The organism is Pseudomonas cannabina (assembly GCF_900100365.1).
Classification (GTDB): domain Bacteria; phylum Pseudomonadota; class Gammaproteobacteria; order Pseudomonadales; family Pseudomonadaceae; genus Aquipseudomonas; species Aquipseudomonas cannabina.
This window is the reverse complement of sequence record NZ_FNKU01000001.1, coordinates 5,750,001-5,776,519: the sequence shown is the minus strand read 5'-3', so window position 1 is coordinate 5,776,519 and position 26,519 is coordinate 5,750,001. Positions and strand designations below refer to the sequence as shown.

Sequence of the window (26,519 nt, the reverse complement as noted above, 5' to 3'; positions counted from 1 at the left end):
ATTCGGGCTGAGATCCAGAAAACGTCGATTGGGCCAGGCTTGCGATGGAAACCCTGCACGCGTGGCGGATGTCAATGTGCAGCAGGTCTGGCCTGCCGTGTCGAAAGTGTCTGTTAAGCTCCGTTGCCTAAAGCACGGTCACTGAGGAAGCCCTAATGCAACGCATTCTGATCACTGGTGCCAACGGCTTCGTTGGCCAGATGCTGTGCAGCATGCTGCGACATGCCGAACATCATGTCACTGCGTTGGTCGGCGCCGAGTCCGCTCCCTCGCCATATGCCAACGAATCTTTGCATTGTGATATTCGCGACGCTGTTGGCCTGGAGACCGCACTGTCGCGAACCACCCCTACTCATGTAGTGCATCTGGCGGCCATTACGCATGTTCCTACCAGCTTCAAAGACCCTGCCCTCACTTGGCAAACCAACGTCATGGGCAGCGTGAACCTGCTACAGGCAGTGCAGCGATGTGCGCCGCAGGCGTTCGTTTTATTTGTAAGCTCGTCGGAAGTATACGGCGAGGCATTCAAGCAAGGTCATGCGCTTGGCGAACACAGCGTCTGCAAACCCATGAATCCCTACGCGGCCAGTAAACTTGCCGCCGAAAAAGCCGTCGACGAGCATTTTCGTCAGGGTCACAAAGGTATCGTCGTGCGCCCGTTCAATCATATCGGAGCCAGACAATCACCTGATTTCGCAACGGCATCGTTCGCGCGGCAGATTGCCTTGATTGAGGCGGGAAAGCAGCCTGCGCAACTGAAAGTCGGCAACCTGAAAGCGGCGCGAGACTTTCTCGATGTACAAGACGTGTGCGATGCCTACATGGCCCTGCTGAAACTGGCTGACCGTCAGGAAGGTTATCCAAGGTGCTTGAATATATGCAGCGGCGAGCCCACCACTATCGAGACAATACTCCATCGCCTGATAGCGCTGAGCTCACGCGCCATTGAAGTGACCGTCGACCCGGAGCGCATGCGTCCTTCGGACATTCCCAGCGCTTACGGCGACAACGCTGCCATACACCGCGCCACTGGCTGGAAGCCGACGACCCCGCTGAACGACACGCTGACAACCTTGCTCGATTATTGGCGCAACGAAGTGGCTTCATCGGTGTGAACCAGCGGATATTCAAGCAAGGCGGCATGCCTGATGACGCCTTGAAACACACCTGATGCCGCACGCAGCAGCACGCTCAGAACGAGCTGCCTTTCTGATTCCGCTTCAGATCCGCGTCAACCATCAGACGGCAAAGCTCCTCAAGCCCGGTTTTGGCCTCCCATCCAAGCACGTTTTTGGCTTTTTCGGGGTTGCCGATAAGCAACTCGACCTCAGAGGGGCGATAGAACTTTGGATTGACCTGCACGAGAGTCTTGCCCGTATTCACGTCAACGCCTTTTTCGTTTTCTGCACTGCCTACCCACTCAAGACTTATGTCGACCGCCTTGAACGCCATGGATACAAAATCACGAACCGTTTCGGATCGGTTGGTGGCCAGAACGAATGAGTCAGGCTCTTTGGCTTGCAGCATGCGCCACATGCCTTCGACGTACTCCTTGGCAAATCCCCAGTCACGTCTGGCATCCAGATTGCCCAACTCCAGCAACTGCGGCATACCCAGTGAAATACGAGCGGCTGCGTCGGTGATCTTGCGTGTGACGAACTCTTTGCCACGCAGTGGCGATTCGTGATTGAAAAGAATGCCGCTGGCGCCAAAGATGCCGTAGGACTCCCGATAATTGATCGTCATCCAGTGAGCGTACAGCTTGGCAACACCGTAGGGGCTGCGCGGATAGAACGAGGTGGTTTCGACATGCGGCACCTCTTGCACCTTGCCAAACATTTCAGAGGTGGAGGCCTGATAAAAACGTATTCCGGGATCTACGATACGTATCGCCTCGAGCAGGTTGACGGCACCCAGCCCCGTGATCTCGGCGGTTGTGATCGGTTGGTCGAAGGACACACCCACAAAACTCAGGGCCGCCAGGTTGTAAATCTGAGTGGGCTGGGCTTTTTGCAACAGACGAATACTGGCGCTCAAATCGGTCAGATCATGCTCGACCAGATGCAGATTCGGATGCTGGGCGACGCCAAGTTCTTCAAGGCGCCAGAAGTTGACAGAGCTGGTACGGCGATAAGTACCGTAGACTTTGTAACCTTTTTCCAGCAGAAGCTGTGTGAGGTACGCGCCGTCCTGGCCCGTGATGCCAGTGATGATTACGGATTCTTTGGGTGCATTCATTGATATCGGTTCCGGTCTGGAGCTGGCTCGGTCTGCATTTCTCGCGCGGCATTGAATTCAGGCTTTCAGCACGCTGGCTTCGGGGACAAACCACACGTCCGAGTCGAAGCACATCACCACTATAGATGGTAAATAGAATGTCCAGCGTAGGCTAAAACGCCGGCCAGCCAGCCAATGTCGATACCGCTGGTCGCTATGACAGGTTAGCACTTTGCAGATTGATAGGACTAAGACATCATCTTCAATGTCCTAACAGACTCGATGTCAATGCCCCGGTGCAACATGCTCGCTCCCGCCACTGATCGTCCCAATTCTGAAGATTCGCAGACCCTCGCCGAGGTAGAGCAGACGATTGCTTCAGGTGTAGCCGGGCTGCGTTTCGGCAAGGAGCTGGAGCGACGTTATGAAGCGGACACCCATCAGCAGCGTGTGCAATTCGTTACCACTGTCGGCATTGGCGGCGCGCTGATTTATAACCTGTACCTGATCAGTGACTGGCTGATGTTACGGGACGTGTTTTTCTATGCAGCGCTCAGCCGTCTCTGCGTGATAACCCCCATGTTCATCGTGATGCTGTTGCTCGCCCGACATATCACCTCTCGCCGGGTTCTGGAAACAACGGCTGCAACCGGCACTGTCGTCGCGTCACTGATGCCTCTGATTGTAATGATCCACAGCAATAGCCCTTACCAGCTTCATTATCAGTTGGGCATGCTGCTGCTCATGGTCTATTGCACCATGATCCAGCAGCTCCCGATGCGTCACGCGACCGTCGCCATGCTGTGCATGCTGACCATTCAACTGGTCACGACTTATATCGCCGGTTTCGCTGACTTTCTGACCTGGCAGGCCAATGCCGTGCTATTTGTGTCGACGGCGGCACTGCTGTTGATGGCCTCTTATTTTCTGGAACGCGGCAGCCGCCTGAGCTACCTGTTCGCATTGCGGGGTCGTCTGCTGCAAGCGCAGCTGGTAGAAATGGCGCGTACCGACGCACTGACTCAATTATTCAACCGACGCTATCAGGACGAAGTGATCACGTCGTTCTGGCAGCGCGCGCGGGAGGCGCCAACCAATGTGGCCATCATCCTGCTGGACATCGACCATTTCAAATCCTACAACGACAGTTATGGCCATCCACAAGGCGATACCTGCCTCAAGTTGTTGAGCGACGTGATTCGCCAACAGGCAAGTGAATGCGGCACCATGGCGTTTCGATTCGGCGGCGAAGAAATCCTGATATTGATGAACGCCGATGCCCGTCAGGCCAGAAAAATGGCCGAAGCCCTGCAAGCCTCGGTGGCAGCCCTCAAACTCCCGCACCCGGTGCTCGGTGAAGGTGCGCTCGTAGCTATCAGCCTTGGCGTAGCCTGCGCCATTGCACCCAAGACCTCGCCCGAGAGCCTGATAAGCGCTGCCGACAACGCGCTGTACGCAGCCAAACGGGCGGGCCGCAACTGCGCCTGCTTCGCGCGCAATGACGCCTTTGAGTGTCTGGTGTAGCGGCAGACCACATGCTGGCGCAGCGCCGGGCGCCCAGTACACGGCACCAGTGACCAGGATTTGGTGCCCGCCTCTGATGCCGCTTCAGCTACGGCCATCGCCAGTGTTCATGGATATACACGGCAAAAGGTATTTGCCTACAGCAGAACCAGAACCGTCCGAACTCTAATGCCGAGACCCAATGGTATTGTCTCTTCGCGCCCCACTCTGTCAGGCCGAACATCGCGCCGCGTCTGCCATGAAACTGTAAGCCGTTGAGCGATCTTTGAACCCGGACGGACTGGAATGAACGTTGATTTCGGGGTATTTCATACTCGATACAAGCCATTCAAGAAAACTGTTGGACCCTCAAAACCCTCTGGAGATGGGCAAATGGAAGCTCGTGTAGCAAATCTTGAGAAGTCGATTCCAGAAGTAAGGGAACGCTTGGTGCGTATCGAAACAAAGCTCGACGGCGTCGATCAGCGTTTCGAAGCCGTCGATAAGCGCTTTGATGCTGTTGACAAGCGTTTCGAAGCCGTCGATAAGCGCTTTGATACTGTCGACAAACGTTTCGAAGCCGTTGATAAGCGCTTTGATGCAGTTGACAAGCGCTTTGATGCAGTTGACAAGCGTTTCGATGCCGTTGACAAACGTTTCGACGGTATCGAGGAGCGTATGGCGACCAAGACAGATCTAGAGGTACTCCGAGGATCGATATCAACGGATGTTCAAAAATCCATTTCTGATGCCTCCTGGCGCTTTATCCAGATATCGATGGTGCTTGCGGGCCTCGCTTTCACGGCAGCTAAATTCATACACTGATTTCTGACCAAACTCGTACCCGTGCGCATTTTGCCGCTTAACAAAGCACTTGTGCTTTACCCCGGTCACACCCCGCTTTAATCTCGGCGCGCAATCATCTGGCTGGGAGCCACTGCATGGGCATTCACATTGACGTCAATACCAACCCGACAGAGGAAGATCGTCTGGCGATTCTGGAGCCATTGAAACGCTTCAACGCTGAGCAGGCGGGGGACGGGAAATCCGAAAAAGTAGCGATGTTCATTCGCGATGACGAGACCGGAGAGGTCGTCGGCGGGTTGCACGCTCGCCTTCTGTTCGAATGGCTGTTCATCGAGCTGCTGGTGGTACCCGAGCAGACACGAGGCCAAGGCATGGGTTCGCGTTTGATGCAGATGGCCGAGGATCTGGCGGTGGAAAAAGCCTGCGTTGGCATCTGGCTGGACACCTTCGACTTTCAGGCGCCGGACCTCTATCGCCGTCATGGTTATACCGAGTTCGGCCAGATCGATGATTATCCACGTGGGCACAAGCGCTTCTTTTTTCAGAAGCGCTTGTCGGGCAAACAGCCCTGAGGTTTGTCAGACCTTGAATTGGCCCACCAGATTGTTGAAAGAGATCGCCAAACGGGACAGCTCTTGGCTGGAAGCACTGGTCTGGTGAGCGCCGGCAGCGGTCTGCGTGGACAGGTCCTGAATGTTGATCAGGTTGCGGTCCACTTCGCGGGCAACGTGGGATTGTTCTTCCGAAGCCGTGGCGATGAGCATGTTGCGGTCGTTGATTTCAGCGATGCTCTTCGCGATACGCTCCAGCGACTGACCGGTCGCCTTGGCGAGAACCTGAGTGTTGCTGGCCAGCTCCCGGCTGTTGCCCATGGCGCGCACGGCCTGATCGGCGCTCGCCTGAACACTGCCGATCATGGCTTCGATTTCACCCGTGGACGCTTGAGTACGGGCTGCCAGAGCGCGTACTTCATCGGCCACCACCGCAAAGCCGCGGCCCTGCTCACCCGCTCTCGCGGCTTCAATGGCGGCGTTTAGCGCCAGCAGATTGGTCTGCTCGGCGATACCACGAATCACATCCAGCACTTTGCCAATGTCACGAACGCGTCCGGCAAGCTCTTCAACCATGGTGGTCGAGCTGCTGATTTCATTGCTGACGGTGTTGATGGCATTTACGGCATCACGGGCCTGATCTCGGCCGGTAGCGGCCTCGGTGCTGGTCTGGCGGGAAGCGTCGGATGTCGACATGGCGTTGCGCGCGACCTCTTCCACCGCCGCCGTCATTTCGTTGACCGCCGTGGCGGCTTGTTGAATCTCGCCGTTCTGACGTGTCAGACCGCGACTGCTTTCTTCAGTCACGGCGTTCAGCTCTTCAGCGGCAGAGGCGAGTTGGTCGGCAGCGCTGGAAATCTGCCTGATCGTCCCCTTGAGGTTATCCTGCATGCCGCTCAGCGCAGTCAGCATCAAACCTGCTTCATCACGGTGAGTGCTGACAATCGGCTGGGTCAGATCGCCACCGGCAATGCGCTGCGCGCTGACAAGTGCCGAAGCGATGGGGGTACTGATCACGCGACTGATAAACAGTGCCAGGCCAAATGCGGCAACGAACGCGATGCCGATACCGATATACAGATTGAGGGTGGCTGTCGACTCTGTCTTCTCGGCAGCTGTAGCGCCTTCGCCAATCTGACGGTTGTTGGAGCCGACCATGATGCTCAGCTCTTCCATTATCTTGAGATAGGCCGTGCGAACCTCACCGTCCACCAGGGCTCTTGCCGCGCCAAGGTCACCGGACGATATGACGCCCACGGCCCGATCGATCAGCGCCTGATAGGCGGGCCAGTCTTTATCCATCTGATCACCGGCAGCACGTTCGTCATCTTCGAGGGGTGTGGCCCGATAGGTCGAATAAGCCTTTTCTGCTTCAACACGATTTTTTCGCAAGCTGGCGATGACATCATCTTTTGCATTTTGCGGCGCATTGGCCGCGAAAACACTGATGTAGCGGTACACGTCGCGGTTCTGCTCGACCGCATTGGTCATCGTCTCGCTGGTTTTGGACACTGACACCAGGTTGTTGGAGAACGCGAGTTTGAGATTGGACGCAAGCTCGGCAATGCCCCGACTGGCAACCATACCTACACCGAGAGTGATCAACGCACACAGGGCAAACGTTATAAACAGTTTGGTAGACAGCTTGGCGTTATAGAACCAGTTCATACGGGGGATCTCTCGTCAGAACAGCGGGCAGAGACTGATTACGGGGACACGAGGTGTCGACCGTTTCAGACCCTGTATGAGAGAAGCTATCGGCTTTGCCGAGTGCCACTGAAGTGGCAAAGGCATACGCTTCGTCCGGTTGGGGTTCAGGGCTCTGACCTCATGCTGCAATGCCTTGAAACAGGCTGAGTCTGATGCCTTAGCCGTGTAACAAGAACTTTCAACGCCTGCTGCGTTACTATTTCTCGCCTAAGGTCTCACCAGAGTTTTGAATCAGGATGCCCTCTTCGCCCGCAGAACAACCCGCGTCATTACCCGCCGTCCTCGCAGGCCCGCTGTTACGCCGTCAGGAAGCCGGCCGCCTGGTGTTGTGGCTGGTGGGTTCGCGTCCGTTGGGCCTCACGCTGCGCCTGCGACAAGCAACGGCGGACAACGCCACAGACGGTTTCGTCGACTATGTGCTCGCCGACCCGCAATGCCAGGTCATCGCCGTGGGCCGCCACGCGTTCATTCATCTGATTGACCTGCAACTGGGTGCCGATCTGCCCCGAGACAGCTGGATCGAATACGACTTGTTGGTGGACGGCGAGCCCGGAGGCATTGCCGAATGGGCACCGCACCTGCTGTACGAAGGCGCCCGTTACCCGAACTTTGTGGTGCGCAGCAGCATTGATCACTTGCTGCACGGCTCCTGCCGCAAGCCACACCATTGCGCCGCAGACGGTCTCCTCTGTGTGGACCGTTTGCTGGCCGACGCCAAACAACCGCAGCAACGCCCGGCCCTGTTGATGATGAGCGGCGACCAGATCTACGCTGATGACGTCGCCGGGCCTATGCTGCGTGTCGTTCATGCGCTGATCGAACGCCTGGAACTGTTCGATGAGCAACTGGAGGGCGCCGTGGTCGAGGACAGCGCCAGCCTCTATACGCATCCGGCCAGCTACTACCAGCGCGCCGACCTGTTGCCCGCGCTGAAAAGCAACGACACACTGCGCGAGCGATTCTTTGGCGGTGCCAGCAAGCCAGTGTTTACCAGCAGCACCGCCGACAACCACCTGGTGACGCTGGCGGAGGTGCTGGCGATGTACCTGCTGGTCTGGTCGCCGACGCCCTGGACACTTGTCAAACCGGACATGCCTCCGCTCGACGCAGAAGAACTCGAGCGTTACGCCAAAGAGCAACTGTTGATCGACGAATTCGTCGCCGGGCTTGGGGGCGTGGCGCGCGCGATGGCCCATCTGCCCTGCATGATGATCTTCGATGACCACGACATCACCGATGACTGGAACCTGTCAGCCAACTGGGAGCAGACGGCGTATAGCCATCCGTTCTCGAAACGCATTATCGGCAATGCCTTGCTCGCCTATCTGCTCTGTCAAGGCTGGGGCAACAATCCCGACGCGCTCAACGACCTGGTGCAACAGGTACATCGGTTGAGTGAACAGGCCGTCAGCAAAGACAATCAACTCGACAGCTACGCCCAGAACGCGCTGATCGATCAGTTGCTGAAGTTTCAACAGTGGCATTACGTGCTGCCCACCAGCCCGGCGCTGGTGGTCCTGGATACGCGGACGCGGCGCTGGCGCAGCGAGTCGAACTTCAATCACCCGTCCGGCCTGCTGGGCTGGGAGGCACTCAGCGAACTGCAACAGGAACTGATCGATCATAAATCAGCGATTATCGTGTCGCCCGCGCCGGTGTTCGGGGTCAAGCTGATCGAAGCGATACAGCGGATTTTCAGCTGGTGCGGCTACCCGTTGCTGGTGGATGCAGAGAACTGGATGGCGCACCGTGGCGCAGCGAATGTCATTCTGAACATCTTTCGCCACTCCAGAACCCCGGGCAATTACGTGATTCTGTCGGGCGATGTGCACTACTCGTTCGTCTACGAAATCCTGATTCGCCACCGCAGCGGCGGGCCTCATATCTGGCAGATCACCAGCAGTGGTATCAAGAATGAATTCCCCCGACGCTTACTGGACACTTTTGATCGGCTGAATCGCTGGTTATACTCACCCCGCTCACCGCTGAACTGGTTCACCAAGCGACGCCTGATGAAGGTCATCCCGCGTACGCCCGAGCACAGCAAGGCTGGTGAACGCTTATGGAACTCGGCAGGTGTCGGTCAGGTTTTCTTCAATGAACAAGGCCAGCCGACCCTGATCAACCAACTCAATGCCAACGGTGAATCGCCTACCTGCTTCGTCGAACCGGAAGAATACGGTGACGAGCGGTCTGGAACAGATCGCAGTTTTCTGGAAAACAACCGGGAAACAAGGGATAGTCACCGCTAAACTTATCGGCAATTGCCGGGTCGATAGTTGCTACCAGTCAGGTTTGCGGCACACCCTGGCAAGCATTACTTCCTGGAGAGCGCCCCCGTGATAACCAATCAACGCATAGCCAGACTCAACGCCTGGGGCGCGCATGGCTTCACCGCCACCGGCGTCGTCCTTGCGTTTCTGGCGACCATTGCCTTGTTCAACAATGAACCCAAAGCCTGCCTGTTGTGGCTCGGCGCCGCGCTGATCGTGGACGGCGTGGACGGCTCGCTGGCGCGCAAGGTCAACACCACCTCGGTACTGCCGCACTTCGACGGCTCGGTGCTGGACCTGGTGATCGATTACCTGACTTACGTATTCATCCCGGCATTGTTCATCTATCGATACATTCCGGTCCCGGACTACACGCTGCTGCTGAGCGTTTCGGTGATTCTGGTCTCGTCACTGTTCTGCTTCTGCAATGTCGACATGAAAAGCAAGGACAACTACTTCCAGGGTTTCCCGGCGGCATGGAACGTGGTTGCGCTGTGTCTTTATATTCTGTCTCCGGCGCCGTGGCTGACGTTCGTCACCATCATTGCCCTGGCATTGCTGACGTTGACCCGCATGAAGTTCCTGCACCCGTTTCGCGTACGCCGCTTCATGCCAATCAACATCGCGGTTACCACCGTGTGGTTGCTGTCCAGCGCCCTGCTGATCATCAACCATCCGCACAACGGCCCGCTGGTCATGGGCCTGTGGCTGGCCATGTCAGCGTACTTCCTGGGGATCTGCATCTGGAGAACGTCGCTGGAATGGCTGGGCCGGCTCAAAGCCTGAGTCAGCCGTGAATACATAAAAGCTCGCTGATCGCCTTGCACGGTCAGCGAGCTTTTTTATGCGCGCATCATTTGCTCTCGGCCGGCACCTCGGCAGCGGGCCGGACCTTGCCGAAGTGATGCGTCGTGAAGCAGCACAACCCCAGCCCGCCAAGGGCCAGCAAGCCGCCGACGATACCGACGTTCGCAACGCCCAAGTGGCTGCTCACTACGCTGCCGAGCAGCGCACCGCCGCCGATCCCGATGTTGAAGATGCCTGAGAACAGCGCCATTGCCACGTCGGTCGCGTCCGGTGCCAGCGCCAGCACTCGTGCCTGCAACAGAAGTCCGAAACACATGATAGCCATGCCCCAGACCACCGTCAGCGTGCCGAGCATGGTCGAGTCACCGGAAAGCGGCAGCAGCATCAGCAGGCACAAGGTCAGCGTACCGATGGCGGTGATCAGCAGCCCGTTCGGGAAGCGATCGCTGAACAGGCTGAAGATGATCGAGCCCATGATCCCGGCACCGCCGAAGACCAGCAGCAGGATGGTGGTCATTTCGCCACTGAGTCTGGACACGGTCTGCGTGAACGGCTCGATATAGCTGTAGGCTGTGAAATGCGCGGTGACCACAATAGCGGTCAGCAGGTAAATCGCCATCAGGCGGGGACGCTTGAACAGAATCGGCAGGCTGCGCAATGAGCCGGAGTTCTGGCTGGGCAGCAACGGCAGCGCCCGCGCCAGCAGGAAGACGACCAGCGCAGCGACCCCGGCAATGCCCAGAAACGTGGTGCGCCAGCCCAGCGCTTCACCCAACACACGCCCCAGCGGAATACCCAACACCATCGCCAGTGAAGTGCCGGTCGCCAGCAAGCCAAGCGCCTGAACCTGCTTGCCCGGCGGCGCGATGCGCACGGCCAGCGACGCCGTGACCGACCAGAACACCGCGTGCGCAAACGCAATACCGACCCGGCTCACCAGCAGGATCGCGAAGCTGGAGGCCATCGCAGAGATCACGTGGCTGACCACAAACAGGCCGAACACAAACATCAATAGCTTGCGGCGCTCGATGTTGCGGGTTGCCAGCATCATCGGCAGCGACATCAGTGACACGACCCAGGCATAGATCGTGAGCATCAGCCCGACCTGTGCCGGGGTCATGTCGAAGCTCTGGCCGATGTTACTCAACAGGCCAATCGGCACAAACTCGGTGGTATTGAAAATAAAAGCCGCCAAGGCCAGCGCGAAGACGCACAGCCAGCTGCCTGGGCTTTCATTTTCTTTGGCGTTCGGAGGTATCGTTATCAAGAATTTACAGCTCTCTAAAAATGTTCCAACCCGAAGGTCGACCGCCACGCGTAACAACACGCCTGACACCTGTACAGAAACCACGGCCTGCCCCACCGAAAAACCAACGCAAAAACGCTCCGCTCGACCTCAGAATCGGGCGCAGTGTGCACAGTGGATTATTGTGAATATGGGGGGATACAGCCAGATGTTGCGAATTCTACGGACCGCCAAGGTGGATCACAACCCGTCCATGGCGATGAGACTTTACAAATGACCGCCGGTCGTCACTCGCCAAGGAAACGCTGCCGGTGCTCGGGCGACGGTAACAGGCAATGATCATAGCGCCCGAACAGGCGGTAGCGATTGAGCGCGATGCGGTTGTAAGCCCAGTCGCGCAGAGCGCGCGGAAAAATACGCAGCACCTTGAGCAGCGGCCACGGCGCAGGCAACAGCCCCATGATGTGCAGAAAAGCGTCAGAACGCACAAACACACGATTGTTGACGATGACGGCGATGGTGTGAAATTCGTCCAGCGGCAGGCCGGCCCATTGCAGCAGAGCCTGGCCTTCTTTTGATTGCACCGCTGCCAGTCGCAGACGCCGATGCGGGTCATGACGGATCAGAAACCGGACCACGCCATTGCACAACTTACAGACGCCATCGAACAGCACGACGCATTCATCAGGTTGCAAATAAGGTGCGGGGCTTGTCGACATGCAATTCACCTGCCTTGGAAAGAGCCACCACCTGTTACGGCAGAACACAGGCATGTGGCGTTCACGTTAAAGCGATTGCGTGTCCGGATCAAACTTTCCGGACGAACTCGGACTTCAGCTTCATCGCGCCGATGCCATCGATCTTACAGTCGATGTCGTGATCACCGTCGACCAGGCGAATATTCTTGACCTTGGTACCTACTTTGACCACCAACGAAGAACCTTTGACCTTCAGATCCTTGGTCACGGTAATGGTGTCGCCGTCCTTCAGCACATTGCCGGTGGAGTCCTTGATCACTTTCACGTCGTCTGATGCATCGGCGCTACCGGCGTCAGCGGACCACTCATGGGCGCATTCCGGGCAGATCAGCAGGCTGCCATCTTCATAGGTGAATTCGGAATTGCATTTCGGGCAGGACGGTAAGCTCACAATGGTTCTCGCATCGAGGGGAGGTAAAAACCATGAATTATAAAGGGCTTTCCGGTTTCAGGGTGAGAGCTGCTCATTGGCGGCTCGACACGGCCATTAGCGGGTGGACAAACGCAGAGACCTGAACTAAAAAACTACAGGCGATTGAGCCGATAATTTTCCCGCTGTTTCCTCTTGCGCCAGTCCCGTTCTTCAGCCAGTTCCGTCCTTCCGTCAGACGCGTCCAGCGCCCCGCGCTGGCGGTAGCTATTCCATGTTGCAGCCTCCCGCCTGTTGCCACCGACACCTGCCACCACCCCTTCGAGAACACACTTCATGGGCATTTTTCATAATCCCGCGCTCGGCTATCGTCCCGAGATCGATGGCCTGCGCGCGCTGGCGGTGCTTCCTGTCATTCTGTTTCACTCCGGTTTGCCAATGTTCAGCGGTGGCTTCGTCGGCGTCGACATCTTTTTCGTGATCTCTGGCTATTTGATTACCTCGATCATCATCGCGGAGATGGCAAACGACCGATTTTCGCTGATCAACTTCTACGAGCGGCGTGCACGACGCATCCTGCCGGCGCTGTTCGTAGTCACGCTGGTCTGCCTGCCTGTCGCCTGGGCAACGCTTGATCCACCTGATCTGAAATATTTCGCCAAGAGTCTGGTGGCGGTACCGACGTTTTCATCCAACCTGTTGTTCTGGCTGGAAAGCGGCTATTTCGATGCAACGGCGGAACTCAAACCGCTGCTGCACACCTGGACGCTCGCCGTGGAAGAGCAGTACTACCTGTTTTTTCCGCTGGTGTTGATGCTCGGCTGGCGCATGGGCCAAACCAGGGTCGTTGCTCTGCTGGCGATTGTCGCAGCTGCGAGCCTGACGCTGGCGCAACTGGGCGCACGTCAGGATGCCAGCGACACCTTCTACCTGCTGCATGCGCGGGCCTGGGAATTATTGGCAGGCTCTTTTATCGCCTTCTACTTCGCCTCGCACCCGCGAAACGCCGACACCGCCAGCCCCGTTGCGCAGGCTGCAGCAGTGATGGGCGTTCTGCTGATCGTTTATAGCGTCATCTTTTTCGACAGCAGCACGCCCCTCCCCGGCTTCAACGCCTTGGTGCCGGTGCTGGGCGCAACGCTGATCATCGTGTTCGCCAATGGCAAAACCTGGGTTGGCCAGCTACTGAGTGGCAGAACCCCGGTATTCATCGGCATGCTCAGCTACAGCGCTTACCTGTGGCACCAACCGCTGTTTGCCTTCGCCCGTCAAACCAGCCTGAGCGAACCGCACCCGGCGGTGATGCTCGCGCTTACTGTACTTGCCTTGCTGCTGGCCTGGCTGAGCTGGCGTTTCGTCGAGCAGCCTTTTCGCAAAGCTGGAAAACTCGATCGGCAGCAGGTATTCACCTCTGCCGGCCTCGCCTCGGCGCTGTTCATCGCCCTGGGGCTGACCGGTTATCTCAACAACGGCTTCACTCAGCGCTTCAACGTCGACCCGGCGGCGATGCGCCAGGCATTTGCCGACCCGCAGACACGCGACACCTGCGATCAAGGCTACAACGGCAAGGGCTGGACGATCGATTTCTGCCTGTTTGGTCTGGCCAATCCCGAGCAGGCACCAGACTGGGCACTGTTTGGCGACAGTCATTCGGAAGCCTTGCTCTCGACGTTCGACAGCGCAGCGCGTGCGCAGGGCAAAACCCTCGTGCATATCGGACTGGGCGGCTGCCCTCCGTTGCTGGGCGTGGATGTCGCCAGCGGTAATTACGACCCAGGCGTATGCCAGGCTCTGGCCAACCGCGAGTTTGAATACGTCAGGCAGCACCGGATCAGGAACGTGTTGCTGGTTGCACGCTGGACGCTTTACACCGACGGGGATTATGACGAGAGAAAGATGAGCAAATATTTCCTGATCTCCGACGATCATCAGGAAAGAACCCGAGCTGCCTCAAGAGCAGTTTTCAAGCAAGCCCTTGAAAAAACTATTCAGGCCTACCGGAATATCGGCAGCGAGGTGTTCATCGTCGCGCAAGTGCCGCAGCAGCTGATCAATCCGCAAAACCTCTACTACCGCCTGGCACGCGACACCTCGGACAGCGACGTGCAGAAATTGCAGCGAGTCGGCAAACTGTCGGTTTCTGTCGGGCAGCATGATGTTTTGCAACACTTCACACGCGAACTGTTCAACCAGGCCAGCCAGCGGAATCAGATCAGGCTGATCAGCCTGGACGACGCTTTCTGTCGCGGCGGGCAATGCCTGATAGGCAATCTGACCTCGTATTATAAGGACTTCATTCACCTCAACGCCCATGGTGCCGCGCTGCTTGGCGGCCCGATCAGCCAGTTGCTTGCGCAGTAGGTTTTTTCACGGCAGGATTTTCGGTAATGCTGTCGCCCGTGCAGATGCACAAGGAAACCTGATGATCGCCGCACACTTTGCCCCATTCGAAGATCTCGCCGACCACTTGATCCCCTACACCCACGCCGAAAAAATCGACGGTTCGCACGACGTCTCGCACTTGCTGCGCGTCTGGAATAACGTCTGTGCCATCCGGAATCACGAAGGCGGCGATGCCCGAGTACTGGTCGCCGCCACACTGCTGCACGACTGCGTTTCGGTGGAAAAGGATTCACCGTTTCGCGCCGGCGCATCGAGACTGGCGGCGGCACGGGCCAGTGAATTGCTGACCGGCATGGGATGGGATGAAGCAAGCATTGCAGCGGTCGCCCACGCTATCGAGGCGCACAGTTTCTCGGCGGCGATCACCCCGTTGACGCTGGAAGCGAAGATTTTGCAGGACGCTGACCGGCTTGACTCACTGGGCATGCTTGGCGTGGCACGCACCTTCTATGTCTCAGGCCGGATGGGCGGATTGCTCTACGACCCGACCGATCCTCACGCCAGCCAGCGCCCTTATGACGACAAGCAGTTTGCCGTTGATCACTTTCACACCAAGCTGCTGCACCTCGCTGAGGGCTTCAAAACCCACACAGGTGAGCAGATGGCGAAGGTCAGACACACTCGATTGAAGCGCTTTCTCGACGAACTGATGGAAGAAATCGGCGCGCCTTGATTGCAAGCCATCGTCTGCCTTCGAATTAATCGAAAGATGTCATAAAGACATCACACAACTGCCCTATAAACGGCTCTCCGAGAAGGTCCGTGTGCTTATAGGGGTCGTGTGCCGTGAAACGATTTATGCCTGGTTTTTTACGTCGGCGAACCACAACGACGCTGCTGCGCCGCTTCAGAATCACCCCACGGCTCGTGATCTGCTTTGGCATCAGCTCGATGCTGATGGTCGCACTGGGCGCGTTCTGCTTGCTGCAAATGCAGGCCATCCGCGAGCAGGGCGAGGCGGTAGAGAGCGGCGCGCTGCCGAGTATCGCCATGGCCGACGCCATCGCCATCGGCCTGGTCAAACTGCGCAGCGAAACCACCCGCCTGATTGCCAATGCCGATGACCCCGGCGCGGTCATCAACAGCAAGATCAACGTTGAACAGCTCAAGAACGAGGTCGAGAAAGGTTTCGCGGACTACCTCGCACGCGTGCAGTCCGGCACCGAACACGATTCCATCGTGGCGCTACAGGACGCTTACAAAGCGTTCATGCCCGGCTTGCAGGAGCAGATTGCACTGATCGAACAGAACAAACTGGATGAAGCCAGGATGCTGGCCAACACCATGCTGTCGCTGCAAGGCGACCTGATGGACATGCAAGTGCAACTGCTGCGCGAACTGAACAAGCAAAGTGCCGCCAGTGCTGTCGAGGCGGCAGGCGCCAGCTACGAACAGACCCGAATCATCGCGTTGAGCGCGATTGCCATTGCCCTGGCGCTGACTCTGCTGTTGGCCTGGCGGCTGAGTGTCAGCATTATCCATCCGGTACGTCACGCCTTGCACATTGCCAGCACAATTGCCGATGGCGACCTGAGCGAGCACCAGATCCCGGATGGCAAGGACGAGACTGCGCAACTGCTGATCACGCTGGGACGTATGCGCACCAACCTGCACAGCACTATTGACCAGATTTACGCGGCGGCGACCCAGTTATCGCAGTCGGTGCAGGAGATGGGCAGCATCGCCGAGGCCAGCGCGCTCAACCTGCAATTGCAGAACGATGAAATCGAACAGGCCGCCGTTGCGGTCAATCAGATGAGCCAGGCTGCCGTGGAAGTGGCGGGTAACGCCAGCAATACCGTGACCGAATCCGAGGCTTCGACCCAGGCGGCAGCACAAGGCAAGGACAAGCTGTCGGCAACCATCAGCTCGATCAAGGAACTCACCGAAAACGTGCTCGACTCTTCGCATCAGGCTGAAGGGCTGGCCGAACGCACCCAGAGCATCAGCAGCATTCTCGACGTGATTCGCGCCATTGCCAACCAGACCAACCTGCTAGCGTTGAACGCCGCCATCGAAGCGGCACGCGCGGGCGAAGCGGGACGCGGGTTTGCCGTGGTGGCCGATGAAGTCCGTTCGTTGGCGCAACGCACCAGCGCGTCGACGGCAGAAATCGAGGGGCTGATCAGCGGCGTGCAGCAAAGCACTCAACAGACCGCCAGTTCGCTGCGCCATACCGCCACTCAGGCCAACCTCACCCTGGAACAGCCCGCCGCAACCGGCGAGGCATTGAACGTCATCATCAGCTCGACGGCCACCATCAACGACCGCAATCTGCTGATCGCCAGTGCCGCTGAACAGCAGGCGCAAGTTGCAGGGGAAGTGGATCGCAACCTGAGCAGCATCCGTGACCTGTCGAGCCAGACGGCGTCCGGCGCACAGCAGACCACCGTCGCGAGTAATGCGCTGTCGATGCTGGCGACCGATTTGAATACGATGGTGCAACGGTTTGTCTTGTAAGGGCCTGATTACCGCCAGCCAGCACGTTCGAAAACGGGCTGGCAGCCGATAACGCGGATCAAACGCGCGATGATCAGTCCTGCGGACGCAGGCGGTATTGCGGCGGCAGTTGCTCGAAACCGCTGATGGTCACGTCGAGGCTTTTCCAGCGGCCATCCTTGATGCCGTAGATGCAGCCATGCACAGACAGGCTCTGCCCACGGTGCCAGGCGTTCTGCACAATGCTGGTATGACCGACGTTGGCCACCTGCTGAATCACGTTCAGTTCGCACAGACGGTCGACACGCTCTTCTTCGGTCGGAAGTTTGGCGAGCAATTCGCGGTTTTCGTAGTACAGATCACGAATGGTGCGCAGCCAGCCGTCGATCAGGCCGAACTGGCGATCCTGCATGGAGGCGCGCACGCCGCCACAGCCATAGTGGCCGGTGACGAGGATGTGCTTGACCTTCAACACGTCGACCGCGTACTGGATCACCGACAGGCAGTTCAGGTCCGTGTGCAGCACGACGTTGGCGACGTTGCGGTGCACGAACAGATCGCCGGGCAGCATGCCGACGATCTCGTTGGCCGGCACACGCGCGTCCGAACAACCGATCCATAAAAATTCCGGCGTTTGCTGGCGGGCCAGCTTGGCGAAGAAGTCAGGGTCTTCCTGCTTTATCGCATCGGCCCAGCGTGCATTGTTATCAATCAGGTCTTGTAGCTCGTTCATGCTTTGACGCCTCGATAATGATGCCCAGCCTTGGACTCAGGTCCGGTCCTTCAAGTCACGGTCAACAAAAAAGGAATCTTCAAAGTCAGGGCCGGTCAACTTTTTACGACCACCTGAAATGAGGATTTCTCATGAACGATTCACGCCGCCCGTTTGTTGCCACCGAACCAGAACCCATCGATGACAACGAAGACCGCATGGGCTCCATGGAAACACTCGATTTCGACGAGGAAGAACCGGCCCGTATCGGCGATCTTATCCCTGAAGACGAGCTGCAACATGAAATTCCGGATCAGCGTGTGCGTGAAGCCGGGCTGACCGGCGCGTCGACTGACGACCATCATTCGACCGACGACGACCTGTCTCCGGAAATCCTGATCCGTGAAGACGGCGCCCGCTCTGCGTCCGAACAGGGCGAAGACGATCCAGCCGACCTGGACCTGACCGTCGTCGACGAAAATGACATTGGCGGTGGCGACGGGCTGGACGAGGAAGAACTGGCGATCGTCGACCCGCTGGACGGTAATCAGCGCTGATCCGGCGCTGTCAGTCCAGCAGCGTGCAGGCCATGACCACCGCATCTTCACGGCCGCCGTCCGCTGCCGGGTAGTAATCACGACGCCGGCCTATCTCGTTGAAACCGTAGTGTTCATACAGACGATAGGCTGGCCGGTTACTGTCACGCAACTCCAGAAAACATTCGCGGGCATTGAGCTGGTAAGCGCGCTTCATCAGATGATCGAGCAGCAGCAAACCTAGGCCACGGCCCTGATTTTCCGGTTTGACGGTGATGTTGAGCAGATGCGCTTCATCAATGATGACCTGAATCACACCATGGCCCACCTGCTGTGCACCTTCGAACATCAGCCAGATTTCGTAGGATTTGAGCCCGTCGAGAAAGATCCCGCGTGTCCACGGGTGGGTAAACGCCGCGTATTCGATTTTCAGCACCGCATCCAGATCGGCTTCAGTCATGCGGCGGAAGGTTACGGCGTCACTCATCAATCGATTTCCAGCGCGTCATCAGCCGACGCATGGCTTTCCAGACGTCAGCCTTGCGTTGCGGCTCGTCCATCATTAATTCCAGGCCCGGCAGCGCCCAGGCAGCTCCCAGACCTTCGACCTGAAGTTCCAGATTGTACGACTCGGCATCCACCTCACCGGCGTATTTCATCGCCGGCAGACCGACCAGCCACAGGCAGGCGCACGCTTCGTCTTCCAGCCGAGCGCCGACAAAACCCTGCACGAAATCACGCGCGGCTTCCGGCCCCTGATCCATCTGCCCACGCACCAGCAATGGCCAGCGCACCGGCTCGCCGATGATCTGCGGGCTGTCGGGCAGCCCGGCAGCGCGCAGCATGTCCTTGAGCAGCAAGTAGGAAGGGTCACGGCTCTGAAACGGCTGGCCGGTGGTCAGCTCGACCAGCAACAGACAGTGCCCGGCGCGCAGCAGTTGCAGGGCAAAGCGCGGCGGCGGCACAACAGGAGCCTTGGGCGGCGCCGGTTCGGCTTCTTCGGTCACTGGGGCGGCCGTGCGGGTGCTAGCCAGCGACGGCCGCGGCACTTCGATCTTCGGGCGCTCGGGCTGGCGAGCCATCGGCACCACGTTCGACGCTTCAGCCGACGCAGCCTGCTCGACCGGCGCGGCAACAGGCGCAAGGCCTTGCACCTCAACCGGCGGCAGCGGCGCAAGCAGCTCCGGACGCGACGGTGCGGCGAATGGCAGTTCTGTGCGCGGCAGCCAGTTGACCACCTGCATGGCGGTCAAGTAGGCGCGGCGACGGGACTCGTTGAGCAAGGGTCAGCCACCTGTGGATAAGTTGAGCGCGCAATTCTAGCGTTGTTCGCCTTTTCGCGCTGCAGCATATCGTTGCGAGGTGAAATATCAGGCGACTGATGCAGTACAATCGCTGCTTTTCACTTGCCAACAGTCGGCCTAACGATGATCGAACCCAAGCGCGTCCTGCGCGCCCTTGCCGAGCACTGGGCGCTACTCGAGCCCTTATGCGAACATTTCGACCAGGGCACGCTGAGCCTGAGCGAGCTGCGCCTGCAACTGGCCGCACAGCAACAGGACAGCACCCCGCAAGACATCACCAACCTGCTGGACGTGTGGATTCGTCTGGACATTCTGGTGCCCGTCGCGAAAAGCCCGAACCGCTTCGAACTGAATGCGCAGATCCACGACTTCCTGTCCTATCTGCGCCGCGAACACCGGCTGGGCCTGTGTCTGGAAATCGAAGCCTACCTGCGCCATCTGGAGCGGCTGGCCGGCTACATTCAGGACGCGTTCGATGTTCGCGATGCCAACGACCTGGCCAGACAGCTAAGGCTGCTGGACATGCGCGTTCGCGACGTACTCAAGAAGCTGGCTAACGACGAACAGGCCCTGGTCGCCGTAGCCGACCGGGCCAAGACCAGCGACCGGCAGATCCCGCTGCGTCAGCGCTACGCTGAAGTGCTGGCCACCTGGGACGAATACGTCGAGCCGATGATCCAGCTGGTCAACGCTGACGGCGCCTTCGAACAGGGCGTGCGCAAGGTTGAAGTCGTTCTGCTGCGGCTTTTGACCGAGCAGCAGCGGCTTGGCCATCTGGTCGACGACGACATGCTGCTGCGTACCCACGCACGCATTCTGGAAATGCAGACCAGCGCCCAGCTGACCTTGCGGCATGCCCGCGAACTTCTACTGCCGCTGCGCGAAGAGGCGCGTCGCCATAACGCCGTGACCCGGGGCGCTGCGCTGGCCTTGTCCGCGATCCGCCGCAAAGGGCTGGACGCGGTGCCGCAGGCTGCCATGCCGATGTTCACCCGTCCGCAGAGCACCTTTCTCGGCAGCGCGAGCCAGGTCGAGGCGTATGTCTATGCCCTGGCGCGCTTCGAACCCAAACCGGCGAAATTCCCCAAAGCCAGCGGCACCGCACGCAAAGGCGAGCCGCCGCGCGCGCCACGTACGGTCAAGGAAATGCTCGAGCGCTGCGAGGACGCCCTGCCGATGCCGGACCTGATGGTCTGGCTGCTGGAGCAGGAGCCGACCGGCGAAACCGACGAGCTTTTGTATTGGTTTTCGCGGCTGTCGCGTGACAAGCGCTTTGCCCGCGAACGCCTGGAGCGCCGCGAATATTTCACCCGGGAGCACCGCGTCAGCCTGCGCTCCTTTGCCCTGCTCGCTCCCAAAGACGAGCAGCCAGAGAATTCCGAGAGCCCTGTTCATGCATCTTGATCTATCCGAAATGTCCCAGCTCGCGCCGATCTTTCGCGAGCTGTTCAAGGGCTACCACATCAGCCGCCGCGATCCGGAGCTGTACGCTCAATTGTCCAACTGCCAGGATCAGTACCGCACGCTGTTCAAAGCGCTGGGTTACGAGCTGGTCTGCGACACCCGTGGCTTTTATTACTTCGTGCCTGAACTGGCGGCCGCGCAGGTCAACAAGACCGCTCAGCGTCTGGCGCTGTTCACGTTCATCCTCGTCGAGCACCTCGCCGATCAGGGCCGTGACCCCATGTCCGTACTGGACGGCGGTAGCCTGGGCCGTGACGAGCTGCCTTCGATGCTGGAAAAGTACCGCGATCTGTTCCTGCAGGCCGAAGTGCAGACCCAGGAAGAGCTGGAAGAGAAAATCATGCGTCGCATGACGCAACTGGGCTTCGCCAGCGAAGAAGTCGGCATCTACCGCTTTCTGCCACCCATGCACCGTTTTCTCGACGTTTGCCTGTCGGTGCAACAGGATCGCGACCTGGCAGCCAGCCTGCACAGCGCCCTGCCCTTGCCGACGCCAGTGCTTATCGATGACGACAGCGACGAAAAGCTGTTGGAAACCGATGACCCGCTGGACCTGGATGAATTCAGCGAAGAAACCGAGGAAGACGCGCTGGCCCGGGCAATCGCCGATGAGCAACGACAGGAGATGGACACATGAGCCAGGAACGTTATGGCATCCGCCGCTTTGCTCTGTTGAACACGGCCGGTTACAGCCTGGGGCTGTTCCCGCTGGAAAACCCGCTGTCGGTGTATGGCGCGAACAACCTCGGCAAGAGCGCCTCGATCAACGCCCTGCAATTCCCGATTCTGGCGCGCATGTCGGACATGAGCTTCGGCAAGTACAGCCTGGAACAATCGCGGCGCTTCTACTTTGCCTCCGACACCAGCTACATCCTGGTGGAAGTCTCGTTGCCCCACGGCCCGCATGTAATTGGGGTGGTTGGTCGTGGGCCGGGCGGCGGTTTTGGCCATCAGTTCTTCGCCTACGCTGGCGAACTGGATCTGGGTCATTACCAGAAGAACGACACGTGCCTGCGTCAGAAAGAGCTGTTCAGCAATCTGGAAAGCCAGGGCCTGAAAGCTTACGAACTCAAGCCCGATGAGCTGCGTCGCCTGCTGGTCGGCGGCCATACGTCCATTCCACTCGACCTGACGCTGATCCCGTTGCGTTCGACCAGCGAACAAAGCCTCAAGACCTTCCGCGCGCTGTTCATCAACCTGCTGCACATGCGTGAAATCACGGCGGCCAAACTCAAGCAACTGTTTCTGGATGCGTTCGAACACAGCTTGCGCTCGGGCAGCGTCGATTACATCGCGGCCTGCGAAGAGGCGTTCCGCGATGTGCGCCGCATGGAACAGGATTACAACTCACTGGTGCTGGCAGGCCCGCTGGTCGAAGCGCTGGCTGCTGGCGTCAAACAGCGCGATGTGCTGCGTGGCAAGCTGCATCGCCTGTCACCGATCCTCGATTCGCTGCTCGGCACCTGGTCGGATTACTCAGGTGCGCGCAAGGAAGAGCTGGTCATTCAGGCTGAGCATTACCGTGCCCAGCAGGATGAAATGCAGAACGACCAGCGCAGCAGCACTCAGGAACTGATGCGTCTGGAGCGGGAGATCAGCAGCCTTCAACGCTGGATCGGTGAGCTTTCCGTGCTCAAGAATCGCTTCGCGCTGGTTGACGATGTCAAGGTTCTGGAGCAGCAGTTGCTTGCCGCCAAAGACGCTCATGATGAACTCGCCGGTGCGCTGGCCCAGTCCCGGCAGTTCAGCGCCGAGGATCTGGACGAACGCTTGCGCGATCTGGAAAAACGCCTCAAGTCAGTCAAGCAGCAACTGGATCATGCGGACAACAACAGCTATGCCCGCTTGCGTGAAGAGTTTTCCCAGCCAGACGTAGAACGCCTGATGCGCCTGTTCAACAGCGCCCTGTTCAGCCTGCCGCTGGGCGAGCAAGGCATTGCGCTGGACGATGACGGTGCCTGGGTCAAATCGCTGGAAACCATTCTGGACGGTTTCAAAGGCGATCAGTTTGCCGTTCCGGGGTTGAACATCAACCTGTCGAGCATCGAACCTCCCGCCCTGCAAGCATTGGCGGACCGCGCCGCGCTGCGCGATCAGAAGGAACGTCTGGAGAAAGAACTCAAGCAACTGAAAACCCAGCAAGCCGTGGCGGCTGACCGCTCGGCGAGCAAGCTCCAGACCGAGGCGCTTTATCAGCAGGTGCTGGATGCCCAGAAAGCCCTGGAAGACTTTCGTCGCTGCCAGACACTGAGCGCCGAAGAATCCGCCAAGCTGGAAGAGTTGGCGCAGATGGAAGCGGCTCAGGATGAACTGAAACGCTCCAGCGACGCCTTTACCGAGCGCGTCCAGCAATTGTCAGCCAAGTTGCAACTGATTGCGCGTCAGATCGGTGATATGGAAGCCAAACAGCGCACGCTGGACGATGCACTGCGCCGCCGTCAGCTGTTGCCGACGGACCTGCCATTCGGCACGCCGTTCATGGACCCGATTGATGATTCCATGGACAACCTGCTGCCACTGCTCAACGATTATCAGGACAGTTGGCAAGGACTGTTGCGCAGCGATGGCCAGATCGAGGCGTTGTACGCGCAGGTTCGCCTCAAAGGTGTTGCCAAGTTCGACAGCGAAGACGATATGGAGCGTCGTCTGCAACTGCTGATCAACGCTTATGCGCACCGCAGCGAGGAAGCGCTGACGCTGGGCAAGGCGCGCCGTGCTGCGGTAACCGACATTGCTCGCACCCTGCGCAACATTCGTAGCGACTACGACAGCCTTGAGCACCAGTTGGCGCTGTTCAATAGGGAGATCAACAAGCGTCAGGTGTCGAACCTGTCCAGCTTCCGTATTGTGCTGGCTCCGAACAAGGAAGCGCTCAAGCACATCGACCAGATCATCCACAGCGCCGGGCAATACGAAGAAGGCGAGACGCTGTCGGTGTTTGATCTCAGCCAGAGCGCCGAGCAGGACAACAAGAACGAAGAGGCCAAGGAATATCTGGCACGCCTGGTGGCTGCCAACCATAACCAGTTGGGTCTGAAAGACCTGTTCGAGCTGGCGTTCGAGATTACCAAGGTCAATGGTCAACCGGTCATTCACACCGACATCGACGGCGCAGCCTCCAACGGCACAACCATGACCATCAAGGCACTGACCAACATGTACTTGTTGCTGCACTTGATGGATCGCGATCAGGCCGGGCGTGTGCGTTTGCCTTACTACCTCGACGAAGCAGCCGACATCGACGAGAAAAACCAGGCAGCACTGCTGGAAACCAGCCTGCAACTGGGCTTCGTCCCGATTCTGGCAAGCGTCAAGCCGCAAGTCTCGGCGCATGTGGCGATTGATCTTGAAGGCGGTAGCGGGCCTAATGGCATCTACATCGATGAAGCGGACTGGAAGTATATTCAGCGTCGTGATGATGTGAAGCCAGCGGTTTCAGAAGTTGCGTCGTAAAGACTGTCAGTGTTAACCGGAAGGCCGCATGAAAATGCGGCCTTTTTTTCTCTGTGATTCAGACTTTCATACCATACAACCGATAATTGACGCGGGTGTGCTCGAAGAAAGCCGGATCAAAATCATCGCCGTACCAGTCGAGCATGTTGTCGTGCTCGGGGTGATTGGGCTTTGTGATTGCTGCGAGAAACTCCGCATAGCCCCAGCTGCCACCGACATCTTCTGGAGGACACGCATTGGCACCGTCAATGCAATAAGGCACCTGAGGACACAACTCTTCTGGGAGCTTCTTCTCGACTTTGATCTTGTGGTCCCAACAGTCGCCAAAATCGTAGAGGTAGGTAAATGTCTTTTTACCAGCCAGCGTCTGGATCAGCGTCTTCCTGCTCTGCGATTTTAGCGAGGATTCGCCGCCATCGGCATCAGGAATGCCGTAACGCTCACCGCCAATTTCGTACTCATGCAAGTGCCCGCCTTCCCAGCCCATTACCCGCTGAATGACAGCATGCAACTTGACCAGGGTAATGGTCTCTGGCACGACGACGCGACGCCAGACCTTGGGCTTGACCTCTTTCAACTCAATGTACAGCACCAGCAGATCTGCTTCAGGCTTGGCGGAGGGAGCTTTTTTAACCATACGACTGACCGTCCTATCGCATTGAAAGTGAAACATTTCGCACCTTGATGATTTCGCGGTGCGACATGGAAAAGACCTGAAACTCATTCGAGATTCTATCAACTCGCAAGGCTGGGTTCGAAGGGCGCAAGTAAAGTTTTCTGCGGCCAGAAAAACAAAAACCCTCAACGCGTAAGCGATGAGGGTTTTTGGAATTTAATCTTGACGATGACCTACTCTCACATGGGGAAACCCCACACTACCATCGGCGATACATCGTTTCACTACTGAGTTCGGGATGGGATCAGGTGGTTCCAATGTTCTATGGTCGTCAAGAAATTCGGGTACCGAGTCGCGCCTTGCGGCGCGCTTCAGCAAATCGGGTATGTGATAGCAAGCATTGGTGTCGTTCGTGACGCAAACCTTCGGTTCGTGTCATCTCCACAGTCACCGCAATCTGATGCTCCTTAGGGGAGTCGCAAATTGCTTGGGTGTTATATGGTCAAGCCTCACGGGCAATTAGTATTGGTTAGCTCAACGCCTCACAGCGCTTACACACCCAACCTATCAACGTCGTAGTCTTCGACGGCCCTTCAGGGAACTCAAGGTTCCAGTGAGATCTCATCTTGAGGCAAGTTTCCCGCTTAGATGCTTTCAGCGGTTATCTTTTCCGAACATAGCTACCCGGCAATGCCACTGGCGTGACAACCGGAACACCAGAGGTTCGTCCACTCCGGTCCTCTCGTACTAGGAGCAGCCCCTCTCAAATCTCAAACGTCCACGGCAGATAGGGACCGAACTGTCTCACGACGTTCTAAACCCAGCTCGCGTACCACTTTAAATGGCGAACAGCCATACCCTTGGGACCGGCTTCAGCCCCAGGATGTGATGAGCCGACATCGAGGTGCCAAACACCGCCGTCGATATGAACTCTTGGGCGGTATCAGCCTGTTATCCCCGGAGTACCTTTTATCCGTTGAGCGATGGCCCTTCCATACAGAACCACCGGATCACTAAGACCTACTTTCGTACCTGCTCGACGTGTCTGTCTCGCAGTCAAGCGCGCTTTTGCCTTTATACTCTACGACCGATTTCCGACCGGTCTGAGCGCACCTTCGTACTCCTCCGTTACTCTTTAGGAGGAGACCGCCCCAGTCAAACTACCCACCATACACTGTCCTCGATCCGGATAACGGACCTGAGTTAGAACCTCAAAGTTGCCAGGGTGGTATTTCAAGGTTGGCTCCACGCAGACTGGCGTCCACGCTTCAAAGCCTCCCACCTATCCTACACAAGCAAATTCAAAGTCCAGTGCAAAGCTATAGTAAAGGTTCACGGGGTCTTTCCGTC

The 26,519-nt window shown here is 58.0% G+C and carries 21 protein-coding genes, 2 rRNA genes and 3 pseudogenes (1 of these 26 only partly in view); 14 read left to right on the top strand and 12 right to left on the bottom strand.

The features are described from left to right. The first annotated feature begins 155 nt into the window (after nucleotides 1-155). Entirely contained in the window at nucleotides 156-1,115 is a 960-nt protein-coding gene (locus BLT55_RS27045; protein ID WP_007253069.1) for a GDP-mannose 4,6-dehydratase, read from the top strand. A gap of 76 nt (nucleotides 1,116-1,191) precedes the next feature. Here the strand turns inward: BLT55_RS27045 and gmd are convergent, their stop codons facing one another. Beyond that, a complete protein-coding gene (gene gmd, locus BLT55_RS27040; protein WP_055001061.1) occupies nucleotides 1,192-2,238 on the bottom strand; it encodes a GDP-mannose 4,6-dehydratase in 1,047 nt (348 codons plus the stop codon). A gap of 282 nt (nucleotides 2,239-2,520) precedes the next feature. Between gmd and BLT55_RS27035 the strand changes: the two genes are divergently transcribed. The 3 genes from BLT55_RS27035 to BLT55_RS27025 all read left to right on the top strand — a co-directional run bounded on the left by BLT55_RS27035 (nucleotide 2,521) and on the right by BLT55_RS27025 (nucleotide 5,099). Beyond that, nucleotides 2,521-3,741: a GGDEF domain-containing protein gene (locus tag BLT55_RS27035; RefSeq protein ID WP_055001060.1), complete on the top strand. Its 1,221-nt coding sequence runs from the start codon at nucleotides 2,521-2,523 to the stop codon at nucleotides 3,739-3,741. A 372-nt stretch (nucleotides 3,742-4,113) separates the two neighbouring features. Then, nucleotides 4,114-4,545: a hypothetical protein gene (locus BLT55_RS27030; protein ID WP_055001059.1), complete on the top strand. Its 432-nt coding sequence runs from the start codon at nucleotides 4,114-4,116 to the stop codon at nucleotides 4,543-4,545. A gap of 116 nt (nucleotides 4,546-4,661) precedes the next feature. After that, complete coding sequence (locus BLT55_RS27025; protein ID WP_055001058.1) at nucleotides 4,662-5,099, top strand: GNAT family N-acetyltransferase; 438 nt, start codon at nucleotides 4,662-4,664, stop codon at nucleotides 5,097-5,099. A 6-nt stretch (nucleotides 5,100-5,105) separates the two neighbouring features. On the opposite strand, the pseudogene BLT55_RS34975 reads toward BLT55_RS27025, so the two are convergent. Beyond that, nucleotides 5,106-5,705: pseudogene (locus tag BLT55_RS34975) on the bottom strand (methyl-accepting chemotaxis protein); the annotation flags it as partial. A 258-nt stretch (nucleotides 5,706-5,963) separates the two neighbouring features. Beyond that, nucleotides 5,964-6,746 (bottom strand): annotated as a pseudogene (locus BLT55_RS34970) (MCP four helix bundle domain-containing protein); the annotation flags it as partial. Between the two features lie 278 nt (nucleotides 6,747-7,024). Here BLT55_RS34970 and BLT55_RS27015 point away from each other — a divergent pair. Both BLT55_RS27015 and pcsA read left to right on the top strand, forming a co-directional pair. Beyond that, nucleotides 7,025-9,040, top strand: coding sequence for an alkaline phosphatase D family protein (locus BLT55_RS27015; protein WP_055001056.1), 2,016 nt, complete (start codon nucleotides 7,025-7,027; stop codon nucleotides 9,038-9,040). Nucleotides 9,041-9,127: 87 nt separating this feature from the next. After that, nucleotides 9,128-9,847: a phosphatidylcholine synthase gene (pcsA, locus tag BLT55_RS27010; protein ID WP_007253077.1), complete on the top strand. Its 720-nt coding sequence runs from the start codon at nucleotides 9,128-9,130 to the stop codon at nucleotides 9,845-9,847. Between the two features lie 67 nt (nucleotides 9,848-9,914). On the opposite strand, the gene BLT55_RS27005 is transcribed toward pcsA, so the two are convergent. The 3 genes from BLT55_RS27005 to BLT55_RS26995 form a co-directional block, all read right to left on the bottom strand. Further along, entirely contained in the window at nucleotides 9,915-11,135 is a 1,221-nt protein-coding gene (locus BLT55_RS27005; protein WP_055001055.1) for a sugar transporter, read from the bottom strand. A gap of 266 nt (nucleotides 11,136-11,401) precedes the next feature. Then, nucleotides 11,402-11,833, bottom strand: coding sequence for a thiol-disulfide oxidoreductase DCC family protein (locus BLT55_RS27000; protein ID WP_055001054.1), 432 nt, complete (start codon nucleotides 11,831-11,833; stop codon nucleotides 11,402-11,404). A gap of 88 nt (nucleotides 11,834-11,921) precedes the next feature. Continuing rightward, nucleotides 11,922-12,266, bottom strand: coding sequence for a zinc ribbon domain-containing protein YjdM (locus BLT55_RS26995; protein ID WP_055001053.1), 345 nt, complete (start codon nucleotides 12,264-12,266; stop codon nucleotides 11,922-11,924). Nucleotides 12,267-12,578: 312 nt separating this feature from the next. On the opposite strand from BLT55_RS26995, the gene BLT55_RS26985 reads away from it, so the two are divergent. From BLT55_RS26985 to BLT55_RS34960, 4 genes and pseudogenes are all read left to right on the top strand, one after another. Beyond that, nucleotides 12,579-14,603 carry an acyltransferase family protein gene (locus BLT55_RS26985; RefSeq protein ID WP_055001051.1) on the top strand — a complete coding sequence of 675 codons (2,025 nt, stop codon included), beginning with the start codon at nucleotides 12,579-12,581 and terminating at the stop codon, nucleotides 14,601-14,603. 61 nt (nucleotides 14,604-14,664) lie between these two features. Further along, on the top strand, nucleotides 14,665-15,318 hold the full coding sequence (locus BLT55_RS26980) for an HD domain-containing protein (protein ID WP_055001050.1): 654 nt from the start codon (nucleotides 14,665-14,667) through the stop codon (nucleotides 15,316-15,318). Between the two features lie 125 nt (nucleotides 15,319-15,443). After that, a pseudogene (locus tag BLT55_RS34965) lies at nucleotides 15,444-16,247 on the top strand (MCP four helix bundle domain-containing protein); the annotation flags it as partial. After that, nucleotides 16,242-17,105 (top strand): methyl-accepting chemotaxis protein, encoded by an 864-nt coding sequence (locus BLT55_RS34960; protein ID WP_397389526.1) that lies wholly within the window; start codon nucleotides 16,242-16,244, stop codon nucleotides 17,103-17,105. The pseudogene BLT55_RS34965 and the gene BLT55_RS34960, both read left to right, overlap by 6 nt. Nucleotides 17,106-17,178: 73 nt before the next feature. On the opposite strand, the gene can is transcribed toward BLT55_RS34960, so the two are convergent. Then, on the bottom strand, nucleotides 17,179-17,817 hold the full coding sequence (gene can / locus BLT55_RS26970; RefSeq protein ID WP_005890963.1) for a carbonate dehydratase: 639 nt from the start codon (nucleotides 17,815-17,817) through the stop codon (nucleotides 17,179-17,181). A gap of 131 nt (nucleotides 17,818-17,948) precedes the next feature. On the opposite strand from can, the gene BLT55_RS26965 reads away from it, so the two are divergent. Then, entirely contained in the window at nucleotides 17,949-18,353 is a 405-nt protein-coding gene (locus BLT55_RS26965) for a hypothetical protein (protein ID WP_055001048.1), read from the top strand. A 10-nt stretch (nucleotides 18,354-18,363) separates the two neighbouring features. On the opposite strand, the gene rimI is transcribed toward BLT55_RS26965, so the two are convergent. Both rimI and BLT55_RS26955 read right to left on the bottom strand, forming a co-directional pair. Then, nucleotides 18,364-18,819 (bottom strand): ribosomal protein S18-alanine N-acetyltransferase, encoded by a 456-nt coding sequence (gene rimI / locus BLT55_RS26960; protein ID WP_007253084.1) that lies wholly within the window; start codon nucleotides 18,817-18,819, stop codon nucleotides 18,364-18,366. Beyond that, nucleotides 18,812-19,615: a hypothetical protein gene (locus BLT55_RS26955; protein ID WP_007253085.1), complete on the bottom strand. Its 804-nt coding sequence runs from the start codon at nucleotides 19,613-19,615 to the stop codon at nucleotides 18,812-18,814. The genes rimI and BLT55_RS26955 overlap by 8 nt, the downstream gene beginning before the upstream one ends. 144 nt (nucleotides 19,616-19,759) lie before the next feature. On the opposite strand from BLT55_RS26955, the gene mksB reads away from it, so the two are divergent. From mksB to mksF, 3 genes are read left to right on the top strand one after another with little or no spacing between them, the layout of a single operon-like run. Beyond that, nucleotides 19,760-21,040, top strand: coding sequence for an Mks condensin complex protein MksB (gene mksB, locus BLT55_RS26950; RefSeq protein WP_055001047.1), 1,281 nt, complete (start codon nucleotides 19,760-19,762; stop codon nucleotides 21,038-21,040). Next, entirely contained in the window at nucleotides 21,030-21,737 is a 708-nt protein-coding gene (gene mksE / locus BLT55_RS26945; RefSeq protein ID WP_024644835.1) for an Mks condensin complex protein MksE, read from the top strand. The genes mksB and mksE overlap by 11 nt, the downstream gene beginning before the upstream one ends. Then, nucleotides 21,734-24,553, top strand: a complete 2,820-nt coding sequence (gene mksF / locus BLT55_RS26940; protein ID WP_055001046.1) for an Mks condensin complex protein MksF — start codon at nucleotides 21,734-21,736, stop codon at nucleotides 24,551-24,553. The genes mksE and mksF overlap by 4 nt, the downstream gene beginning before the upstream one ends. Nucleotides 24,554-24,611: 58 nt before the next feature. Here mksF and BLT55_RS26935 read toward each other — a convergent pair whose 3' ends face one another. The 3 genes from BLT55_RS26935 to BLT55_RS26925 form a co-directional block, all read right to left on the bottom strand. After that, nucleotides 24,612-25,190: a plasmid pRiA4b ORF-3 family protein gene (locus BLT55_RS26935; protein ID WP_055001045.1), complete on the bottom strand. Its 579-nt coding sequence runs from the start codon at nucleotides 25,188-25,190 to the stop codon at nucleotides 24,612-24,614. Nucleotides 25,191-25,389: 199 nt separating this feature from the next. Then, nucleotides 25,390-25,505 (bottom strand): 5S ribosomal RNA (gene rrf, locus BLT55_RS26930). A gap of 162 nt (nucleotides 25,506-25,667) precedes the next feature. Next, nucleotides 25,668-26,519 (bottom strand): 23S ribosomal RNA (locus tag BLT55_RS26925); it runs 2,041 nt beyond the window's last position.